Raw genomic sequence first — 20,020 nt, forward strand, 5'->3', positions numbered from 1 at the left:
GAATGTAGAATACAAATTTCCCCAAAATAAACGTTACCTTTTTGTAAGCACATTCACCCCATTCGTTGACTGCGCGTTGGCTTCGATACTCCTGAGCACAACGCAAAAGAGTACATCGCCACATGAGCGATGTACTCCAAATTACATACTATATATCTTTCTACTAATTTTCCATTTTTGAGCTTGAAGCTTTGGTCAAGCTAATCACTGCATGTTTAGAACTGTTATTGAGCTGTATATCCACCATCAACGGTTAAGCTATTTCCAGTCATAAAAGAAGAGTCATCGCATGCCATGAAAAGTACAGCTTTTGCCATTTCTTCCGCTTTACCGAGGCGCTTCATCGGAGTGAGCCCGGCTAATGCTTGTTTACTTTCTTCGGGAATAATGGGTGTGTCAATGAACCCTGGGCATAATGAGTTAATGCGGATATTTTGTTCTGCATATTCAAGAGCAAGAGAGCGAGTCAAATTAATCACGCCGCCTTTTGCAGCATTATACGCTGCCGAGCCGGGCGAACCAACCCAGCCGTACATAGACGCCGTATTCACTATCGTACCTCCGCCTATTTTTAACATTTCGCGGATGGCTTCACGTGCTACCAGGAAGACGCCATCCAAGTCGACATTTACTGTGTTGCGCCACTCGGAGTACTCCAAATCATGCGAAGGATGAACGCGCCCAATCCCTGCATTGTTGAATACAACATCCACTTTGCCGAAAGCTTCAACGGTTTGTTTGAAGATATTGGCGACTTCTTCTTCACTTGTAATATTTGCTTTAACAAATAGTGCTTCAGCATTAAGCGCCTTTAACTCGTTCTCGAACGCCTTTCCTTTTTCTTCATTTAAATCAACAAGAACCACTTTGGCTCCTTCTAAAACGAATAAACGTGCTGTAGCCGCACCGATTCCGGATGCTCCCCCAGTAATCACAGCTACCTTGTTTTGTAGTTTGCCCATCGATGAATCCTCCAGTACAATATTTTTAATAGTACTATTTGCGTTTTTATTAATTAACATTCATTAATAAATATTTGTACTATTTTGTTCTCATCTTAATTGTAGTTTTTTGTTCACATTTAACAATCATTAAAGTATTAATATATGTCTAACTAGTAGACACTTACATCAAAATCGTCTTTTTGCGAGGAGATATTTTCATGAGTGATGAACCAAACGTGACATCTGAGCGAAGAAATCGAACAGAAGAACATCTAAAATCAGCTTTTATAAAACTAATAAAAGAGAAGGGTTACCATCTCGTTTCTGTAAAGGACATTGTAGATACAGCCTCCTATAACCGTAGTACTTTCTATGTACATTACCAAGATAAAATTAAATTAGCTGAAGATTTACTTACTTCTATGTTTCAGGGGTTGGAAGATTCCGTAGGAAAACCATATGTTCCTGGACACAAAGTATACACGGAAAGACTCAACGCACCGTCCTTTAATATCGTTTCCTACATTTATCAACACCGTGATTTTTTTGAGCTGATAAAATATGATGATACTTTACCAGGATTGCACACGGGATTCCCTCAAACCATTCTAAAGATCTATAAGGAACAATTTATTTTTGAAACGATCAATAACATCCCCGTCAACATGGATTATTTTAAGCGTTATACAGCCTATGGCTTTTACGGACTCATTCTGAATTGGATCAAGACTGATTTCAAGGAATCTCGGGAGGGATTTATCCAGGAAGTGATTGATTTAACGAAAACGCATATTTATTCGGTTAAGTATGTAGGAAAATAATAAAAAGGCACCCGACTAGGTGCCTTTGATACGGTTCACTGCACTGTCTGTAACGGCAAGATTTAAGGCCATCCTTTTGCGGGATGTCCCTTTCTTTGATCTCGATATGTTTTATCGTGATCTGTTAGCGCAATATTTAGTTCTTTATCCAATCATTGAAATGATCTGCTACAAATCGAATCTCGCTCTCATAGTGAGCCAAGTGTCCCTCATCAACCATTTTTTTAAAAGCAAGATTCCCTTCGGCAGCGCCATTTCTCAACGTGTCGCACATTGTAGTCAATCGTTGAATAATCCACTGACACAGTTCATTGGGGACGGGAGTTCCATACGATTCAAAAAACAAATGAATTCGTTTACGGCGCTCCGTAGCGTGTATATCCGATTGGTACTTCACCGTTTTTCCCGAAGAATGGTCAGGCTCGAAGCTCGCAAGTGGAACCGATGTATAGAGGGAATAAGCAATGTCCCACATACGTGGACCTGGACCAGCCATATCAAAATCAATCAGCCCCACAGGAATCCCCTTTTGAAAGACCACATTGTACAATGCAGCGTCATTATGGCATATCACTTCGTGCTCACGTTCGTTGACATAACTAAGCTGCCATTTGCTCTTCGTCATGAGAGTTGATCCTGCAGTCGCATCATGAAACTGGCGTAAAAGACGCGCTAAACCTACAAGCGTTTCATCCGACCACATGTAAGGCTCAAGCTCAGGGTACTCATTCCCTGGAACTTCCCCTGAAATGAATGTTAGTATTTCACGATCAGAATCGTCGATTCCGAGAAAACTTGGTGCTCCCTCAAAGCCTTGCTTCTCTAGATGTTTAAGAAGCTCATGAACACACGGGCTCCAATAACCTGTGGGACGGAGAACAGTATTTCCCCTACGGACAATGTGATTAACATTTCCGCCTTTTAACACTTCTTCCTGAGTCACTATGCCTCACCTACTTATTTCTATGATATTTCTCTCTAATCCTAGTTCACCAAACCAGTTATAGAAATTTTGGTACATATATCATATTCCCGACTTAAAACCCAGAACCCTTTTCGTGAACGTGAGTTGTGGTAAGGATGGTTGCTCCATGGTAGTCACTACGAAATAAGATAGTTAGCGTTTAAAAGGAGTGTGAACGATCAAAAGTGGAACAAACCAGCTTCTGTATCCGAATACCATGTGGACTTCCTTAATCAGCAATTCTTTGTACCAAAACTGTTGACAGTGGTACACTTGCTCATTTATTGTATAAATTGGAAAAAATAATCCTTTGGAGCTTATTTTAAGCTATTTTAAATTCAGAGAGGAGCACCGCCCTCATGGATCAACATATTAAACAAGCGATAGTCAGGGGAGAAACCTCGCTTGGCATCGAATTTGGATCCACACGAATGAAGGCTGTACTGATTGATTATAAATTTGAAACAATCGCTTCCAGCAGCTATGAATGGGAAAATCAATTGATCGATGGTTATTGGACCTACCATATCAATGAAGTGATTCACGGGTTGCAAGCAATCTATCACCAATTAAAGCAAGAGGTTGAGAATAATTATGGCGTAACACTGCAAAAAATCGGATCAATCGGATGTTCCGCCATGATGCAGGGCTATATTGCACTTGATCAAGCAGGGGAGCTATTGGTTCCGTTCCGGACATGGCGCAATGCCACAACAGGTACAGCTGCATCGGTGCTAACCGAGAAATTTCAGTTTAAAATTCCAGAGCGCTGGAGCATCGCACATTTGTATCAAGCCATATTGAACGATGAAGAGCATGTCACTAACATCAATTATATGACGACTTTGTCGGGTTACATTCATTGGCGGTTGACCGGCATCAAGGCACTTGGTATAGGGGATGCCTCTGGTATGTTCCCAATTGATGAATCTGCACAGCAATTTAATGAAGATATGATAAAGCAGTTTGCCGACTTAATTGCCGATAAAGACTACCCTTGGAATCTTAAAGATATTTTACCTAAAGTTTATACTGCTGGTGAACATGCCGGTTATCTCAATGAAGCTGGTGCCCGACTATTAGATCCATCAGGCACCTTGCAAGCAGGTATTCCCACATGTCCTCCAGAAGGCGATGCCGGAACAGGCATGGTCGCTACGAATAGTGTCAAAAAGCGTACCGGCAACATTTCCGTAGGTACGTCGATTTTTGCCATGATTGTACTGGAGAAAGATTTATCCACGGTGTACCCTGAGATTGACATCGTGACTACACCTGATGGCAGCCCTGTCGGCATGGTTCTTGCTAACAACTGCTCCAGCGATATTAATGCATGGCTCGGATTGTTCCGTGAATTTTATGAAGCAATGGGGCTGAAACCCGATATGAACCAGTTATTCAGCGTCCTGTTCAACAAAGCACTGGAAGCAGACGCTGATGGCGGAGGCTTGCTGAGCTACGGCTACTATTCAGGCGAGAACATTACCGGGCTTGCAAAAGGTCGTCCGCTGTTCGTTCGTTCTCCAGAAAGCCGCTTCAATCTGGCTAACTTTATGAGAGTACATTTGTTTACCGCGTTTGCTGCATTAAGGCTCGGGATGGATTGTTTGACACAAAAGGAGCATGTAACGATTGACCGTATTTTGGCGCATGGCGGATTGTTCAAAACGCCGCTAGTCGGTCAAAAAATATGTGCCGCAGCACTGAATGTTCCCGTTTCGGTTATGTCTACGGCTGGTGAGGGCGGCCCATGGGGGATGGCAATTTTGGCATCCTATATGGTTAATAAGGAGCAGCACGAGTGCTTGGCTGATTTCCTTGCCAATAAAGTGTTCCATGATGCAGAAGGACAAGAGGTTTATCCTGACAGCGCAGATGTGAATGGCTTTGCCTTGTTTATGGAGCGTTACACGGAAGGGCTGGCAATTGAGCAGGCAGCGGTAGATCATTTGGTGGAAAATTGGAAGGAATGAGAAATGAGAAGCGTGTACCGATTTCACACGTATAGCGTATGAAGCTCCGATCTGCAGGTTTAGCATGGAATCTTCAGCCTATGTACTCATTGGGTACCTGAACGGCGAATCGCTGTAAAGCCAAGCCTATATAAGAGGTTGCCCACGATGGGCAACCTCCTTTTAATAGAAAAAAATCCGATACAAATAGACATAAGTCTCTTGGAGAAAGATCCTCAACAGATTGCTATGGCCAAAAATGTGTTGAGAGAGATTTTTAATAATAAGTGAACCACTGACCACGGCAAGAGTTATCAAGAAACCAATCCAGTAAAAAGACACTGAGATTCTATCCATCAGTGTCTTTTTATTGATGCTTTTTCGCCAACATCATGTTTTATCGTTGAACTCGGACTCATTCACTTTAGCCATATTCTTGTAATCTTTTTAATCAGTGGGTTTTCATTTAAAGCAACTTAATCAGCTCTTCTAGCTCATCAACCAATACTTTTGCAAGTTCAAAATTAGTATCTTTTAAAGCCAATTCTATTTTCATTTCAACTGATTTTTTATTTTGTTCATTTTCTAGATAGTCTTTATCAAAATGACTAGCATAAATCATCTGTCTAAATTCTGGCATACTCATTTTTCTAATCGACTTATCGTCAATGATTAAAACATAATCCATACCATTTACAACTGTATAGAAATCGTGAGAAATCATGAGAATCGCGCCTTTATAGTCTTCAATGGCTTTCTCCAGTGCGATTTGTGTATAGGTGTCTAAATGGCTTGTCGGTTCATCAAGAAGCAATACGTTTGCTTTACTGGCTGAAACTTTAGCTAATTGAAGCAAGTTTTTTTCTCCACCAGATAAAGCTTCTATCTTTTGATTAACGATTTCTCCTTCAAAACCATAGTTTGAAAGATACGATCTAACCTCATCATACGTTTTAAACCCAGCATCGATGAATTCTTCTAGTATGGTATTAGAATCCTTTAGCATTTCGCCTTGAATCTGACTTAAATAAGCCACTTTAACATCAGCATTTATTTCAATTGATTCATGATTATTTTTAAAGATATCTCTGAGTAAGGTCGTTTTACCGGTTCCGTTTGAACCAATAATGGCTACTTTATCAGTCGATTTTATCTCAAAGTTAACATTGTCTAAAAGCAACTCATCAAAGGCAACACTATAATTATTAACATTTACAACAATGGTGTCTTCCATTTCATTATCAATACCAAAACTAATATTCGGTTGCTTAATAGCAACAAATGGCATTTTAATTCTACGCGCTTCCAATCTTTCTTGAAACCGAACTCTAGCTTTTAATGCTTTCCCTCTAGATGCATGTGAATTATAAGTTGCGATAACTCTAAGATTAACGATTGTTTTATCGTTTCTCTTAATTTCTTCATCATCAGCGATTGCGAGTTCTTGCAACTCAACTTTAGTCTGAAGTAATGAGAAGTTATAATCAATATATCGCCCATCAAACTCTTGGATTTCCGTGTTTTCAAGGTGTATAATTTTGTTGAAACAATGATTCAATAGATAACGGTTGTGCGTAACAACTAGCAGTATTCCTTTGTGAGCATTAATAAGATTTTTAAGTGCATTTAGGTTTTCAAAGTCTAAAAATACATCTGGTTCGTCCATAATCATTAAGTCTGGACTATTAAGCATTTCCTTCATCACTTGAATAAGTTTGAATTCTCCACCACTCAGGTCAGATACCCTAACATCTTTTAGCTTCATGAGGTTTGCTTGATTTAGTTTCTTATTAATGTTGCTTTCAAAATCATCCCCACCGATGGCATCAAATGCGTCTAAAGCGAATTGATACTGTTCTAATAACGAATCAATATCCGCTGATGTTTCCATTTCAGTACAAATAGATGTTATTTCATTTTGTATCTTAATAAATTTTTCCCCTATATATTCAAAAACGGTTGTTTCTTTCGTTTTGTCTAGTTGTGAAAATTGACTTACATACCCTATTTTGCAAGTCGGATCTATTTCTAATTTGCCCTCGAACAAATATCTTTCTGGATCCATCAGTATATCTATCAATGTACTTTTCCCACTGCCACTTGTTCCTATAAAAGCACAGTGTTGTGCCTCTTCTAACGTAAACGAAATGTTATTATATAGTTCTTTTTGCGGAAATGAGAAGGATAAGTTATCAACTTTTATCATAGTATTACCTTTCTTATAACTGAAATGGTGACTATTATTGGATGTATTGAAGAGCATAGATTTTGAGTTTACCTTTGTTAGAGTAACACTGTTTACAATCAACTACAATTGATTTGTATTCCCATCCCTGGGCGGGGGGGCAAAGTTCCATGTTGTACAATAAAAACTTGCCGTTACTTATGATACGCTTCAGTTTAACGGGGCTATCGGCGAAAATGCAAAAGGAGCTGCTGCGGCATGCTCCTCTTTAAATCACTTATTTATCACCTAGGCTAGCTTTATCCCCGCTATTCAACCTGTTATATACATGAAAAGTTACCTTTGTCCCTATACCTAACGTACTTTTGATATGAAGTCCTGTTCCGAAGTGCCGTTTTAATCGCTGATCCGTATTTATCAATCCGACACCTGAACAACTATTTGCTTTTCTTTCTAATATTCGTTGCAATTGAACTTCGTCCATTCCAACACCATCGTCTTCAACGGTTATCTCTACATGCGTCTCATAGACAGAAATCCGAATAAAAATCTTTCCCCCACGAATGCGCTTCATAACGCCATGTATTATCGCATTTTCAACGAGAGGCTGGATCGTAATAAATGGGACTTTTATTTCCTCGCAGCCATCTATCTCCCAAATAACCTGTAACCTTTCTTCAAACCGAACCTTTTCAATATATAGATAAGAACGCACCAGACTTAGCTCCTCTTCGATCGGAACAAGCCCATCCATATTTTGAAATTTAAATTTATTCCTCAGATAATTGCTGAACTCATCGAGCAAATTACGCATCTTATCCAAATTAATATCGCTTAGAGCTGTTACAGCATTCAACGCATTATATAAAAAATGAGGCTGGATTTGCGCTTGCAGCCATGCAGCTTCTAATCGCAGTTGTTCCCGAACAGAATGTTTAATCGTAGTTAGCGCCTCGATTCGCGATTTGATTTCTATTGCTTCCACTGGCTTCGTCACATAATCGTTAGCCCCCGCTATAAAACCGCTCTGAATATCTTTCGGTTGGCTTCTTGCGGTAAGGAGCAATACAGGGAGCTCCGTGAGTGTAAACCGTTCGCGGATCAAACGCGTCAGCTCATAACCGGACATCTGCGGCATCATGATATCGGAGATGACCAGATCCCATTCCTTTGTATTCAGTAAAGCCAACGCTTCTTTACCGCTCGTTGCCATCGTTACCTGATATTCGTCTGGCGGTAGTATGGATTCAAGCACTTGAAGATTGATAGGATCATCATCAACAATTAATAGGTGCGGACGATCGCGATCCATTTCTAGTAAAGTTGGTTGTTTCGCCGCTTGCGGGATTCCCACTTTGTCCAAATCGACCGAGGAGGCAATTTCTTGAATCGCCATAGACTGTAATGTATACGGTTTGAATGAGTTGGATACATCATTTTCTTCTTCCGCTTTCAAGTCTGCTAGCTTTAATGAAAACGTAAATGTTGAGCCTTCTCCTAAAGCAGAGGACACATCTAACGCACCTCCATGAAGCTCAACCAGTTGCTTGCTTATACTTAAACCTAACCCAAAGCCACCTTCAATCATGGTCTCACTCGCGCTCGCTTGCTCGTATGGGCGGAATAGGCGCTTAAGCATGTCCTCGTCCATTCCGATTCCCGTATCGGTAATAACGATATAAGCTCGTCCATCCTTTGCAAAAGCTTGAATCAAAACAACCCCATCATTCGTATATTTCACAGCATTATGAAGTAAATTGAACACGATTTGGATCACCCTATTCTCATCCGCAATGACTGGAGGGAAATCTTCCGAAATCTGATTTGCAATTTGGACAGACTTTACTTCTGCATTAAATTGCAGCATATTCATTACTCCGGTCACGATTGACTGGATAAATACGGCTCTTTTCTGAAGACGCGGATTGCCTTCCCGTAAACTCATCACATCAATCAAATCGTTCAATATCAATGTCAACCGACGTCCTACGGATAATACCGTTTCAAGCTCCTTAATGCTCCGTTCCTGCAATAAATGCTGTTCCCTTTTTAAAACGGATTGTGACATGTTAAGCATGCTATGCAGCGGATTTTTAAATTCATGCGATGTGTTTGCCAGAAATTGATCCTTATGGTCATTCATTCTTTGCAAGGTTGCAGCAAGCTCTTTGGTCTTCGAATGCATGATAAAGTATCCCTTAAACCATTCAGAGGCTAAACAACCCATCGCAATAATCATATCGAACGGATAGTAGACAAGACTCAAACTGCTGTCTATCAAGATAAACGACCAAAGAGAATGGTTCATCAACGCAAGAAGAGAGAAAAGCAGTAAAAGATTGCTCTTTAAACCTTTGATTACTTTTTTAAACATTGTAATCAACGTGATAACTGTAGCAATACCAATTAATAGATAATAAACCGGAAAGAGCATAATCACTTGAGATGGATCTAAAAACAAAGTGATGCCGACAGTCCCTAGATTCATTACTTTATAGACAGGGTACATCCTACGCCAATATGGAAGCTCGCGATGATTCGTACACTGGAGCAAAGCATAGGCTGCCATAATGAGAGCAATGTTCGTTATCCGAAAATCCCAAACACTTCCAATATAAAATATTTGGTGGAACAACTTCTCATCAACACTAAATACACTCGTGATCGTTACACATAATGCAAGCAAACTGAAATAAAGCAGCTTCTTTTCCTTATTTCCTAATAAATACAAAATAAGTGCATAGACTGCATGCATAATGAATATAATCGCTGCCAAAAGCTGCATAGAAACGGAAGCTTTCATCTCTTTGGCAATGGCTTCTTCTGATCCAAATTTAATGGATCGGACAATGCCCCCGCTTCGACCATCCACATAATTTGCCGCCTGAATGACGAGTTCGATTACACCGTTTTCGTCTGCTGTAAAGGTTGTAGAATAAGGTAGATCCTTCGAAATATATTCATCCTTTGTTGTCGCCACCTGTCCGGATTTCATAAGCAATCGACCGTTTACATATAATTCTGATGCAGTGCGTACGCTGAGTACACGAATACTATAATTAAGGTTCTTTGCCGGGTCTACATAAAGACGCAAACGATAAGAACCATACCCGTATGGAGATGGCTTGTCAGCATGCAAAGCTTCACTCCATCCTCCCGGTACCTGAATATGCATTGGCGCATTATCACCTAACAATTGTTGCCGACTACCATCTATTAACCATTGCGAGGGATAAAACTCCCATTCCCCATCAAGTAAGAGAATACTACCATCTTCTGCATTCCAATTGCGCAAATCGAATTGCCCATTATGAATTGACGCCTGCTTGGGATCATGAAACGTTCCCATCCATAAAATGCGCAAACCGGTTAAAACAACTAATATCAACACTAGCAATAATATAATATAGCTCTTTTTCATTTGATATTTGGATGAGTGAGTTTCCAAGAAGTATTTCTCCCCTAGTCATTTTCTTTTAAGACATTTAGTAAAGAACTCTCCATAACTTACCACAGTTAGCATAGCAGAGAAACGGACGAGAGAGAGGCCTTTATGTCTATTATATAGCAATACCTACTTGGAGAATTTTAGTTATTCAATTCGGATAGAAAAACAATGAACAAGGCATGTCATTCGACGATATTGATATTTCACAGGCTGATTTCGCCTTATTTGTAATACGGTTCACCTTGATTAATCTTAAAAGTATTTCATTCCATTTAGAAGACTAGTTAACTCTATGTTGATTAAACCCACACAAAATAAGGCTGTTGGCTTGGTGTGACAATGCAAACATAGCTCTGACAACACATATGCATAATTCTGAATCCGTCTATTTCTCCATGACTTTGTAGAGTACTTTCAATAATTAATTGTTGACTCCGTGTTGACTTCGACGCCCCCAAGCACAACGCAAAGAAGTACATCGCCACATAGGCGATGTACTCTAAGTTTCATACTACTATGCTGATTAAGCGTTCTATTCGCCGCCAGTGGCAACAGGATTTTCAGGACTGGAACTCCAATCACTCCAGCTGTCATCTGTCGCATGCAAATGGTTTCAAGTAAGGCACATCGAATCGTGTTCAGATACATGATCAAGAGTGATACGCATGCTTTTAACTTGTTGCTTCATTATATGTACGCAATGAGAGAAAAATACCCTTGCTCAAGGTCATCGCCACCAAACTCAAATTGCTTTGCACGCCAGCACCATTGATTCAGAGAGTGAGAGATGTGTGCAGAACCGACCGCTCCTATTCAACCTTGCCCTTGTTGCCACGTTGGCCAATTTGTCATACGTAAAAGGAGTAATGGTTGGGGGAAAGTTCGGCATCTCTCTGCGTTTGGATAGAAGACGTATCTCTACGTCCCCCTATTCGAATACAATGTACGAGACGTTGTCTAGATTTTGTCTGGATATACGGCTTTGTTTTGCCTAAACGCCGTCACAGCTTTGCATAGTACTTTCATGCAAGAAGCTCCGGTGAGTACGGTGAGCCGCATTCATTAGAAAATACTGAAGAGCGAAAATCAGCGTATAGGAGAGAAAGCTTGACAGCAAGCTGAACATTCGACCAAGTTGGTGCTTAGCTTTGATGATTTCGCCGATTTTTCAGTTGTACTGAACCTGTAATAGAAAAACTGCTCCTCCAATTGTTAGATGGTATCTAACAATCGGGGTGCAGTTCAGATTCGAAGCGGTTTCTTTATGCGAAAAAAGGTTTCTTAACGACAATTTCGGCCTACTAATATGAAATGATAGCTAAATCATGAGGCAACAAGATAAATTCCAGTAAGACTCAAATCGTTAAACGTTGTCCAAATTGGCTCGTACACTTTATAGGTTCCTGCTTCAATGCCGCTTTCCATGTCTGGTAACGTAACTACACCTGTATGGGTACCGGCTATATCGAATGTCCAGCCTTGGAGATTACTGTTATAGGCATAGTCCGTTAATATCGGCCCTCCGCTGTCACCGCCCATTGATGTATAGCCAGTAGCCATGACTTCATTATTTTTGTAGCCATATCCTTCTCCACCCCACCAAATATCAACGTTGGCATACTTGATTGTACCAGAAGTTGTTGTGCCACTATTTGCGCCTCTCAAATAGATGGTATCGCCCACCGTATCGTTTGTATACACACCTGTAATCATTGCCATATTGGTTGAAGTAGGGTACGGCACTCGTGGTCGCCCTAAATAATTAGAATTTAAAGTAATATATCCGGAATCGGAAACTGCAAATGAACCATCGCCAGGAGAAGTGGTTCGAAACGTATAATCACCAATCGTATTCGTTGCTCTAGTGGGCTGATGCCATGCGGACACTGTTCCAACAGTTTGACAATGACCGGATGTAACCAAAACGTCTTGTTCATCTGAATTTGTACCATAATATCCGCCTGTACATATGGAATAAATTGTTGATGCCGGATCACCTGGTTTAGGACGGTAATTGCCTCCAATTTTAGACCCCATTGGAATAAGGGCACCCCAGTTGGTATTGTCAGTTTCTACTTTAAGCGCCGAGGCTGGGAGTGTTGTAAATTCAAGCAAGTCCGGCTTCGTAAGCAAGGATGAAACGGCTAGTTTCTCCTTTAAATCCGATTTTTCATCTAAAGCAATAATCAGCTTGTTATTTTTAATATCCGGGATGAGTGCACGAACTGTGCCCGGTTTAACGCTTTTTTTAATTTTTTCTTTGGCATCTACAATATCCGCCCATGAGAATTTGCTCACGTTGAATTCGACTTTATCCTTATTTTCAATAGAATCCCTCACAAGCGATTTAAGCGATTCTGAATCCTCGGTGAGTTGAACGACTACCGTTCCTGTATCAGCGTCGTAATAGTGGCCAGCGAATCGGGAAGGAGCTTTTTCAATCAATTTCTTAATGGTAGGGATGTCTTTTTTCACCCGTTGTTTATTAGCATAATCGTAAAGAAATGTACTGTTTTTCAGTTCTCCGAGAGGTGCGGTAATGTCTACCGGATGCGGATAGGGTATTTCGTTCACCTCATTTTTTTGAGTCGCAGCAGCGATTTCCGAAATGGATCCTTTAAACACCTTCATCGTAGGAGTAGACGCATCCTCTGCACTCACAGAGTAAGTAGACATGGAGCTGGAAAATAACGAGCCAGCTAAAATAACGGCAAGCATAACTCTTCTCTTGATCATTCGGTTATCATCCCTTCACCCTATATAAATTTATGATATTGTAATCTGTAGGAGGAGTTCATAAAAAAGCAGACGACCGTATGGCTATGTCAGTTCCTTTCCGGTCTTTATTTTTGCTTTATTGTTGAACTACTCGGTCGTAGCCGATGGAGGTCAAGTTGCAGAATCTCCTGTCTATAAGTGCTACTATTATTTATAACGATGTTTCATCACCAAATCTTACGATGTTCCTAAAATATGTTGAAAAACGCTTTACAGCGTCAATGAAACTAACTGGCTGAAACAAAAACATAGTTCATAACGTCTGTAAGGCTGGAGGTGCTAAATTTGAAAATTCTGGTGATAATTCTGCTGTTATCTTTGCTTGGCTGTCAATCTTCAGAACCAGAGTCTGTAGCAAAGACACACGATCTCTCATCTACAACGGAAAGCACTGAAAACGATCTGTTTTCCGTTCATATTTCTGTTCCGGAGCTAGTTGAGACAAGTGAGGCTTTTACAATTGAGGTTGAATTAACAAATGAGGCTGAGCGAACAATCGAAATTATGAGCGGGGAGCCGGTTTTCTACTTGATCATACGGGACAGTACCGGGAATCTGATTAACACGATTGCAAGAACGGATATCGGGGTTATACGTCCTATGTCTGTGAATGAGGTTATATCAGAGAAACATCCCTATCAGTTTAAAAAGCCGGGTTTATATGATGTTTCGGCAGTTGCGGAATTTTCGCTTCAGGATGGAGAAGACAGCAAGGTCTATAAGTTGGAAACGGTTCAGAAGCAGATCGAGGTTGTTGAATAAGCATACCTATTTGTTTCTTACAGTACGCGGCTTTTTGAATAAGAAAATCATTAGACTTCGAAAAATAATTATTAGACTGGCCCCAATTGAAATTGCCAGTTGATGCCGACAGCCATATTGTGGTGTGTTATTGAGCAATTATTGATCGATGTAAACCAAGATCAAAACTCCATAGATAGTATAGTTAACTAACAAACTCCCATCAGAATCGACAAATTTTAAAAATCTTCTACCTTCCTTTACTGGTGGTGCTTGTGGGGCATCATTTACATATAATAAGATCATAAATAGATTAGGAAATAATCCTATTACTTTTTTGTAGGTATCTTCAGGTGTCGGGAATTAAAATACAGTTGCAATAAACGCCCACCGCATTTTTAATTATACGCTCTGTCTCATTAAATTAATTCATCTACATCTCTCCATTTTCTCAGAAAGTGATCATGCAGTTTTTTTCGTGCCCGAAATAACCGCTGCGAGAGAACGTTCTCAGAAATTTGTAATTCTTCACAAATTTCCCGATAGGATTTCCGTTCCATATAAAACAACAGCAGAACGGTTCGATATTCCGGTTTTAGTTCGTCAATGGCCTGACGAAGCAGATCGTTTCTCTCTTTGGTTTCAATTTCACTTGCGACACTGATTTCATTTACAGAAGCTTCATTTACACAAATGTAGGAAGTGTTTAACGTCTTACGGTTATCTTTTAATTTACGTAAATAATCAATGGTTGTATTCCGTGCCACGACCTTCGCCCAACCTGCCAGATTCGCATCTGGATGTAGCCTGGGACCATTGGCTGATATTTTGATAAAGGCATCTTGAATGATGTCCTCGGTCAAGGTATGGTCACGCATCATAAAAAATGTATCTTGATAAACGAACTGATAGAAGGATCGATAAACCCATTGTTGTGTGTCTATATCCAAGTCTTTAATTGGACTTCGCAGCAAGTTAAACCATTGTTTCATATTACTCCCCCGAGGTTTGTTATGAAGGGAGGGGCTAATAATGAAAGTTAAATTTCTTGGATCCTCTCCCCGTTGCATGAGTCATGACCTGACAAAGAGCATGTCACGAATACAGGTTCACCCTTTTAATTTTATTATATAGTTACAAATATGGATTATTAATCCTTTTATTGTTTCATACATCCCCTTTTTTTGCACCGAAAAATTTTATTGGTTTTTTGCGTGATTAATCTCCTTGCAAATAGGGATCTAATTATCAAAAAAGCTTATAAACGGGGACTTAAACAGCATTTCACATAACCCTAAAAATACAATTCGAAACTTTCTCATATGTCAACGAAAACATTATTAGTATTTTCCGAAACAAAATTTGTGGAATTTATAAAGCACGAATAATTTCAATAAATCTTCCAATGATTGTAGTAATGGAATAAATTCATTCGTTTATTTCCTGTTGATTGATTATTTCAAATACGGAAGTTGTTGATTTTACAAAAGAAATTTGATTCGGCTTGACAAGTAAATTGAATTTGTAAACAATTTCAATTCATATAAAACAGCGTCGGCCTTCTCTGTATAAAAGGAGGGGATAAAAGCGACAAGCGAGAACCTGTACAATACATCAAAGCCATACGAGCAGTCGCTCGATTTAGGGCACTCTGAAAATATTTTCAGGGAGCGAGCGTTGACTTCATTTTGACTTCGAACATAAAAAATACACCGCTCAAGGCACACGGCCCACATGGCGATGTATTCAAATCTTACAAACTATTATACTTCTCTCAGCTCTTATTCTTCACCCGTAGCCACAGGGCTCTCAGATCTGGAACTCCAATCACTCCAACTCCCCGCATACAGCTTCACATTGCGGAAGCCTGCGTCTTGCAAAGCGAAAACGTTCGGCGTAGCCGTCACGCCTGAGCCGCAATAAACGATAATCTCATCGTCCTGCGACAATCCGTTGAAGCGAAGCTTCTGCTCCTCTGGTGATTTCCAACTGCCGTCGGCGCGTTTGCCCTCGTTCCAGAAGCGATTGATCGCGCCTGGAATATGTCCAGCCTTAGGATCAAGCGGCTCTACTTCGCCGCGATAGCGAGGGGCTTCACGGGAATCGATGACCACCGTTCCCGCTTTGCCAACTCGTGCCTTTACATCCGCTTGGCTAACCAGCATCTCATCACGAACGTTTACATTAAAATTAATTCCTTCTATTAAAGAAGGGACATCCGTGCTAACCGGATACCCCGCCGCTTGCCAGCCTGCGAATCCGCCTTCTATTAGATAGACCTGTCCATCATGCCCAAGCCATTGCAGCAGTCAGCGCAGACGGGATGCCATCGCGCCGCCTTGATCGTCATATGCGATAACTGTCGTATGATTGCCAATGCCAATCCGTTCAAGAATATCTGCTAGCACCTGCGGCTCCGGCAATGGATGACGACCGCCTTCTCCGCTCTATTACTCCGACGGCCGCTGCAGCAGCAGCGCAAAAAACGCTCCCGTTATTTCAATCGCCTTCTCCAGATCATCCGTCGTCCCGGCAAAAGGATGCACCGCTCCGAAAGTATGGTTCGCTCCTTCCAGCGGTGAAAAACGATGCTGCGGAGCAGCAGCTTGGAGTAGATAGTATCCTGTTAGCAATCGCCCAGCATCCCCCGTTCCTTGAATGAATAACACAGGCGTTCGAAGTGACGCCGCTTTAGCTGTGATAGCGAAGCGCATTCGATTCCGATCCAAATCCTCAAAAAACGCAGCGTTGATCGGCATTTCCTGCTTTGTCCTTGCATTCGTCACATAGCCTATCCCATCCCGCAATACCTGCTCGCGGAATTCTTCTCCAAACAGATTGGCCTTCGCTATTCCGTTCCATGTTACTACGCCGCGAATTTCAGGATGCTCGGCTGCGAATATTACGCTATTTCCTCCGCCGCGGCTATGCCCTACTATGAAAATTTGCTGCTTATCCATCTGTTTATCAAGCGGAAGTTTGCCCTCGAGCAAGGCTGCAAGCACAGCTGACAAATCCTTTTGCTCCTGCGAGTAGGTGTTCATCCCGAACTTTTCCAGCTCGTCAAAATCATGTTCATTAACGCCGTTAAACGAAAAGTTGAACGTAATAACCGCAAAGTCCTGACCCGCGAATTGCTCGGCTGCATAAGGGAAGAACGCCCAATCCTTGAACCCTTTAAAACCATGCACAAAGAGGAGGACCGGCTTGCGTCCCCCATCTTCCTTCACTCTTATATCGCCTCTTACATACACTCCCGGATCCAGCTCCAACGTAAATGTCTGATGCAAAATACTCCCATTACTCAATAACAGCACCTTCCCCGTCACCATATTTCATTCTATAGAGGCTATTCACTCGGTTTATACCATATCTATCTACCCTGATCATATCACCAACGTGCATTATAGAGGCGGGATTACCTATAAAATAATACAAAAAAACTACACCCACGCATCGTTCGCATATCCGCGCGCTTCCCAGTACCCCACATGCTCGCCTTTAATCAGCTCAATTCGGTTTAACCATTTTACGGACTTATAGGCATACATTTTCGGTACAATGAGACGAACCGGTCCGCCGAGATCACTCGGGATCGGCTTCCCGTCATGCATGACCGCCACCATTACATCATCCATGTCGGCCTGCTCAAGTGTAAGGGTATCTGTATATACGCCATCACCCGAGTAAAGCTTCACCGTTTCCGCACCGGACTGCACACCCGCCATTTTCAGCAGCTCTTTAAGTGGAATACCCTCCCACGTGTTTTTGTAAACGGACCAACCGGTCACACAGTGAAAATCACTGACCTGCACCGTTCGCTTCAGCGCCACAAACTGTTTCCAATCCCACTTAAATGTCTTATCGACTAACCCGTCTATCGTAAAGTTCCAATCCGCATTTGTAAAAGAGGGAATCGGCGTTACCGTGTATACACGGAACTGTCCAACAGCTCCGCCACCCGTTGGCGGGGCTGAAGCAGGCAGCGGCTGCGGGGCCGGCAGAAGCATATTTGCATCATTTTCGATCAGCTTATCGATGCTCTGGCTTCCGCCTACACTTCCAAGCGAGTTCCCGAGCCATTTCAGAAAAGAAGGCCCGATCGTGACAGCCAAACCTATGCCAATTGCACTGCGAATGAACGCTTTGCGCGTATACACCGGCTGAGGCGCTCCCGCTGGATGGATGACGCCCTCTTCCTTTTGCTCGTTTTTGACGGTACGTCGATTCGGCTCCTTCAGCCATTTGACCCGCGTGATGGAATGATAAATGATATAAGGAAGCCCAACCCATGTAAGGAGATCATGGATGACTAATGCCACATTAGACACGCTTGGCCCGACGGCTCTAAACTGCCACAGCAGCACGCCCGATCCGAACCAGCCCAGTAATAAGCCTAACACGACAAGTACGTTAAATCTTTGCCATGGTTTTTGCTTCAGCTGCTTCCAATGCTTGCCCGCCAGCGCCAGATAATAGACTACAGGCAGGATGGAGGCTATACCAACAACGACATGCGCCCACTTGATCCAAACACGAACCTCCCCAAGAACGCCGCGCCAGAAGCCGCCCACCAGTATAAGCCCGGTTAATGCCAAAATTACGACAATCCAGCCGTTCCAAGCATGCAGCGAAACGAGCTTTTTACCATATCCCTTGCGAAGACGCTCCATCAGTCCACTCATCGGTTAAGCCTCCTCGTAACGTTTTTGTATTACATCTTATATCCATATTATAGCGCTGTTGAGACGCCGATACGACTCTAGCTTAAGCAATAGCTCCCTGTTGATTCAGAGCATAAAAAAATACACCGCTCAAGGCCTATTGCCTACTTAGCGGTGTATTCAAATCCTACATCGTATCTCCACTGTTTCCTTAATTCCCTCTTAAATCGATCCCAAAATAAAATAAAGCAAGAAGAAAAATGCGATGACATACATCGTTATCGATACTTCTTTCCTTCGGCCCGTGACCAGCTTCAGAATGGGGTAGGCAATGAAACCAAACGCAATCCCGTTCGCGATACTAAAGGATAGCGGCATAATTGCCATCATCAGATAAGCAGGAAAAGCTTCTGTAAAATCATTAAACGGAATTTCCTTAATGCTCTGAAACATAAGGCAGCCAACAATGATGAGTACAGGCGCAATTGCACTGTTTGGGATTATTTTGAAAAGAGGGATCATAAACAAAGCAGGAATAAACAAAATTCCCGTTGTAAATGAGGTTAGCCCCGTTCTCCCGCCTGATGCAATGCCTGTTGCAGACTCAGCTGCTGTTGTCATCGGACTGCAACCCAGAAGCCCTGCACTTATAACCGATACAGAGTTAGCCTGAAAAGACCTGCGGAACTTCGCCTTGTCTGGAAGCATCCCAAGCTGGGCGCCCATATTTTGAAAAATAATGACCATCGATAACGAAAAAACAGCTGTCCAAAAATTAAGCGTGCCGATCCCGCTAAAGTCCAAGGCAAGAAACAGCTCTCCGTACCCATTAAAGGAAATACTAAAATCACGTAAAGTTGAAAAATCGACGATACCGAGCAATGCGCCAATGCCTGTGCCTGCAATAATGGCAATTAAGAAGCTGCCTTTTACATTTCGCATGAAAAGCGGTATCGCAATCAATAAAGTCAATATCGTCGTTAGGGCATAAGGATCACTGAGCTTCGCTAAAGTAACGAAAGTTCCTTCGCTCGCAACGATGATCCCCCCATTTTTCAAGCCTAGAAAAGCAATAAAAAGACCAATACCGGCGGTCATGGCGTTAATCATCGACGTCGGGATCGAGCGCGATAGATAGTCGGCCCCTTTTGTTACCGCAGTTAACATAAATACAATACCCGCCAAAAATACAGCTGCAAGTGCTTGCTGCCACGTAAGTCCTAACGAGAATACCAATGTGAAAACAAAAAATGCATTGTCTCCCATCCCAGGCACGAGAATTAACGGTGACTTCGCCCAAAGTGCCATCAGCATACAACCGATAAAAGAGCAGATTACTGTAACAATCGTAGCTGCTTCATAAGGCATGCCGGCTAGCTGCAAGATGGCGCCATTCACCGCAATGATATAGGCAACCGTCATAAATGAAGTTGTTCCTGCAACTAACTCCGTACGTACCGTCGTGTTTTCTTTTTCAATATGGAACATTTTCTGCAATCGACTTCCCAAGTGTATAACCACCT

The 20,020-nt window shown here is 41.8% G+C and carries 13 protein-coding genes; 3 read left to right on the forward strand and 10 right to left on the reverse strand.

All coding sequences use genetic code 11. From position 1 onward, the window contains the following. Positions 1–224: 224 nt before the first annotated feature. Positions 225–962: an SDR family NAD(P)-dependent oxidoreductase gene (locus AB4Z45_RS05080; RefSeq protein WP_441908179.1), complete on the reverse strand. Its 738-nt coding sequence runs from the start codon at positions 960–962 to the stop codon at positions 225–227. Positions 963–1,162: 200 nt separating this feature from the next. Here AB4Z45_RS05080 and AB4Z45_RS05085 point away from each other — a divergent pair, with 200 nt between their 5' ends. Next, positions 1,163–1,765 (forward strand): TetR/AcrR family transcriptional regulator, encoded by a 603-nt coding sequence (locus AB4Z45_RS05085; protein ID WP_441908180.1) that lies wholly within the window; start codon positions 1,163–1,165, stop codon positions 1,763–1,765. A 136-nt stretch (positions 1,766–1,901) separates the two neighbouring features. Here AB4Z45_RS05085 and AB4Z45_RS05090 read toward each other — a convergent pair whose 3' ends face one another. Continuing rightward, positions 1,902–2,708, reverse strand: a complete 807-nt coding sequence (locus tag AB4Z45_RS05090) for an aminoglycoside phosphotransferase family protein (protein ID WP_441908181.1) — start codon at positions 2,706–2,708, stop codon at positions 1,902–1,904. Between the two features lie 380 nt (positions 2,709–3,088). Between AB4Z45_RS05090 and AB4Z45_RS05095 the strand changes: the two genes are divergently transcribed. After that, positions 3,089–4,702, forward strand: a complete 1,614-nt coding sequence (locus AB4Z45_RS05095) for a xylulokinase (RefSeq protein ID WP_441908182.1) — start codon at positions 3,089–3,091, stop codon at positions 4,700–4,702. A gap of 445 nt (positions 4,703–5,147) precedes the next feature. On the opposite strand, the gene AB4Z45_RS05100 is transcribed toward AB4Z45_RS05095, so the two are convergent. The 3 genes from AB4Z45_RS05100 to AB4Z45_RS05110 form a co-directional block, all read right to left on the reverse strand. Further along, complete coding sequence (locus AB4Z45_RS05100) at positions 5,148–6,887, reverse strand: ABC-F family ATP-binding cassette domain-containing protein (protein WP_441908183.1); 1,740 nt, start codon at positions 6,885–6,887, stop codon at positions 5,148–5,150. A 256-nt stretch (positions 6,888–7,143) separates the two neighbouring features. Further along, positions 7,144–10,287 (reverse strand): ATP-binding protein, encoded by a 3,144-nt coding sequence (locus AB4Z45_RS05105; RefSeq protein ID WP_441908249.1) that lies wholly within the window; start codon positions 10,285–10,287, stop codon positions 7,144–7,146. 1,350 nt (positions 10,288–11,637) lie between these two features. Further along, positions 11,638–13,050 (reverse strand): hypothetical protein, encoded by a 1,413-nt coding sequence (locus AB4Z45_RS05110; RefSeq protein ID WP_441908184.1) that lies wholly within the window; start codon positions 13,048–13,050, stop codon positions 11,638–11,640. 327 nt (positions 13,051–13,377) lie between these two features. On the opposite strand from AB4Z45_RS05110, the gene AB4Z45_RS05115 reads away from it, so the two are divergent. Next, positions 13,378–13,854, forward strand: a complete 477-nt coding sequence (locus AB4Z45_RS05115) for a hypothetical protein (RefSeq protein WP_441908185.1) — start codon at positions 13,378–13,380, stop codon at positions 13,852–13,854. A gap of 398 nt (positions 13,855–14,252) precedes the next feature. On the opposite strand, the gene AB4Z45_RS05120 is transcribed toward AB4Z45_RS05115, so the two are convergent. The 5 genes from AB4Z45_RS05120 to AB4Z45_RS05140 form a co-directional block, all read right to left on the reverse strand. Continuing rightward, positions 14,253–14,825, reverse strand: a complete 573-nt coding sequence (locus tag AB4Z45_RS05120) for an RNA polymerase sigma factor (protein ID WP_441908186.1) — start codon at positions 14,823–14,825, stop codon at positions 14,253–14,255. Between the two features lie 789 nt (positions 14,826–15,614). After that, the gene (locus AB4Z45_RS05125; protein WP_441908187.1) at positions 15,615–15,998 is read right to left on the reverse strand and encodes a sulfurtransferase; all 384 of its coding nucleotides are present in this window, start codon (positions 15,996–15,998) and stop codon (positions 15,615–15,617) included. Between the two features lie 285 nt (positions 15,999–16,283). After that, positions 16,284–17,141 carry an alpha/beta hydrolase family protein gene (locus tag AB4Z45_RS05130; protein ID WP_441908188.1) on the reverse strand — a complete coding sequence of 286 codons (858 nt, stop codon included), beginning with the start codon at positions 17,139–17,141 and terminating at the stop codon, positions 16,284–16,286. Between the two features lie 135 nt (positions 17,142–17,276). Beyond that, a complete protein-coding gene (locus AB4Z45_RS05135; RefSeq protein ID WP_441908189.1) occupies positions 17,277–18,518 on the reverse strand; it encodes a molybdopterin-dependent oxidoreductase in 1,242 nt (413 codons plus the stop codon). Positions 18,519–18,719: 201 nt separating this feature from the next. After that, positions 18,720–20,006, reverse strand: a complete 1,287-nt coding sequence (locus AB4Z45_RS05140) for an NCS2 family permease (RefSeq protein WP_441908190.1) — start codon at positions 20,004–20,006, stop codon at positions 18,720–18,722. Between the last annotated feature and the right edge of the window lie 14 nt (positions 20,007–20,020).

The sequence above is a fragment of the Paenibacillus sp. MCAF9 genome (assembly GCF_052114265.1).
Lineage (GTDB): Bacteria > Bacillota > Bacilli > Paenibacillales > Paenibacillaceae > Pristimantibacillus.